Raw genomic sequence first — 2,292 nt, 5'->3', positions numbered from 1 at the left:
GCCCCGACGGCCCCGGCCACCCTCATCAGGCTGGACCCAAGGCCCATTCCCACCACCGGGGCTGCCTTGCGACCCGCGGAAGCGCGGCTTTCGCCCTGATTGCGGTGCGCTACCCTTGAGTTTGGTCGCGGATTCGCCGATCAGGTGGCCGCGTCCTGCAAGATCCGTCGCCCGACGGGCCGCAGGCCCAGGTGAAACGGACCCAAGCGACTGGAGACCCACGTGACCGGCGTCCTCACGGCCTTCCGCTCGCTCCTCTTCCAGGTCGCGTTCTACGGGATGACGACCTTCTATCTCATCGTCCTGATGCCCCTGATCCCGATTTTGCCGCGCCGGCTGATCTGGAAATTCGGCGCGTTGTTGTGGGTCGCCACCAACCGCGTGCTGCTGCGGGTGCTGGTGGGCATCCGGGCCGAGTTTCGCGGGCTGGAGCACATCCCCGAGGGGCCACTGCTGATCGCCGCCAAGCACCAGTCGGCGTGGGAGACATTCGCGCTTCTGCCGCTGTTCCGCGACCCCGCCTTCATCCTGAAGCAGGAGCTGATGCGCATTCCCGTGTTCGGATGGATGGCCGCGAAGCTGCGCATGATCCCCATCGACCGCGCGGGCGGTGCGGCCGCGCTCAAGGTCATGACGCGCCGGGCGCAGGCGGACATGGCCGAGGGCCGGCAGATCCTGATCTTCCCGGAGGGCACGCGGCGCCCCCCCGGCGCGCCGCCGGACTACAAGTTCGGCGTCGCCTACCTCTATTCCACCCTGAAAGTGCCGTGCCTGCCCGTCGCCCTCAATTCCGGGCTCTGCTGGCCGCGCCGGGCGTTCCTCCTGCGGCCGGGCACCATCCTGGTGGAGGTGCTGGAGCCGATCCCCCCCGGCCTCAGCCGCACCGCCTTCATGGCGCGCCTCGAACGCGACCTCGAAACGGCCAGCGAGCGCCTCCTCCTGGAAGGGTTGAATGACCTGGGTACGGCAGCTCCCGCCGATCTCCGGCGGCCCACCGGAACCACGCCCGATCCCCGTTTTCCACCGCCTGTGGAAAACTCTTGATCGAGAGCCCGGTATCGTTCTAGTTTCGTTCTCATGAACGCAACTGATTCGCTCCTCGTCCCCCTTGTGGACGCCGGCAACCTCAACGGTTTGAAGCACGGCCTCGGCTCGCGCTACCGCTTCTGGCGCGACGAGAGCGGCGTGCGCCATGTATTCTCCGTCTACCCTGCCGACGCCGCGCCCGATTATCCCGACGCCCTGGCGGTGGTCACAAGGCGCACGCCGGCAGGCGCCATCGCCATGTGGGCCGGCCCCGCCGGCGAGGCGGCGCGGACCGCCGCGCTGCGCACGCGGGGGGATGAGATCCACATCCATGTCTTCGGCGATGAGGAGGCATCCGCGCTCCGCCGCCTCATGGACCGCGGCACCGCCGTTGCGCTCCCCCGTTCCGCCACCCTACCCCGCTGCCGCAACGACCGCCGCCACGCGGCCTGAGGACGGTGGAAAGGCGATCTCGCTCGTTTGCCGTTGGTCAAGCCCAAAGGGCTTCGGGTGGTGTGTCAGTTTGAGAGTAGGCTGCTGCAACCGGGCACCCCGGTGAACCCTCTCCCGCTTGCGGGGGAGGGGCGCCGGCGCTTCGATCGGGCTAACGGCTGAACCCGGCGCCCCATCGGCACCCCAGCAGGGACCCACCCCTCAGGGCAGCGTGTCCTCGTCCGCCGCCGGGAGATCCGCCGGCGCGCCATGCCCGCCTGCCAGATGGTGGACGATGAAGGCAAGCGCCGCATCGCGGATGCCCAGCCCCTCCAGCGCCTTCACCGTGGCCACCACATAATCCGTGTTCGGCCCCGACTTGCCGTGGGAGCGCCGCACCAGGTGAAGCTGGTCCTGCAGCGTCAGGCCCCGCGCATATTGGGGATGGGCGCGATTCACCAGATAGGCGACGGCCGGCGTCTCGCGACCGGACCCGTCCAAGAGGCTGATGCGGCGCGTCACCTCCCGATAGACGCCGGAAATCTGCTCCCGCTCGGTGAGATAGGCATGGGTCTGCGGCCAGTCCGCCGCGGCGACGCGATAGGCGATGCCCCGGCAGGAGCCCCCGAGGTCAAGGCCAAGCACCAGCCCCGGCTGTTCCGGCGTACCGCGATGGTGGAACGAATAGACGCACAATGTGCGGTGCGCGCCGGTGAGCCGCGCCTCGCAGCGCTCGGCAAAGGCGAAGCCGGGGTTCCACATGAGCGAGCCGTAGGCGAACACCCAGACGTCGCCCCGATGGGGCAACCCGCCCGCCGGCACACCGCCCTTGCC

At 69.3% G+C, this 2,292-nt stretch carries 3 protein-coding genes; 2 read left to right on the top strand and 1 reads right to left on the bottom strand.

Going from position 1 to position 2,292, the window contains the following annotated elements; translation table 11 throughout:
• Nucleotides 1-279: 279 nt before the first annotated feature.
• Nucleotides 280-1,044 (top strand): lysophospholipid acyltransferase family protein, encoded by a 765-nt coding sequence (locus K9U41_RS22545; RefSeq protein WP_432715849.1) that lies wholly within the window; start codon nucleotides 280-282, stop codon nucleotides 1,042-1,044.
• A gap of 33 nt (nucleotides 1,045-1,077) precedes the next feature.
• Complete coding sequence (locus K9U41_RS22540) at nucleotides 1,078-1,479, top strand: hypothetical protein (protein WP_282643074.1); 402 nt, start codon at nucleotides 1,078-1,080, stop codon at nucleotides 1,477-1,479.
• A 201-nt stretch (nucleotides 1,480-1,680) separates the two neighbouring features.
• Here the strand turns inward: K9U41_RS22540 and K9U41_RS22535 are convergent, their stop codons facing one another.
• Nucleotides 1,681-2,280 carry a gamma-glutamylcyclotransferase gene (locus tag K9U41_RS22535; protein ID WP_282643076.1) on the bottom strand — a complete coding sequence of 200 codons (600 nt, stop codon included), beginning with the start codon at nucleotides 2,278-2,280 and terminating at the stop codon, nucleotides 1,681-1,683.
• Nucleotides 2,281-2,292 lie beyond the last annotated feature (12 nt).

It is taken from the genome of Xanthobacter autotrophicus (genome assembly GCF_029991245.1).
Lineage (GTDB): Bacteria > Pseudomonadota > Alphaproteobacteria > Rhizobiales > Xanthobacteraceae > Xanthobacter > Xanthobacter autotrophicus_C.
Note: the sequence above shows the minus strand (reverse complement) of the source record. Positions and strands in the feature narration are given on the sequence as shown.

Bases quoted from the DNA above. Each gene is read 5' to 3' on its own strand.
- K9U41_RS22545 (WP_432715849.1), top strand. From the start codon at position 280: ATGACGACCTTCTATCTCATCGTCCTGATGCCCCTGATCCCGATTTTG.
- K9U41_RS22540 (WP_282643074.1), top strand. From the start codon at position 1,078: ATGAACGCAACTGATTCGCTCCTCGTCCCCCTTGTGGACGCCGGCAAC.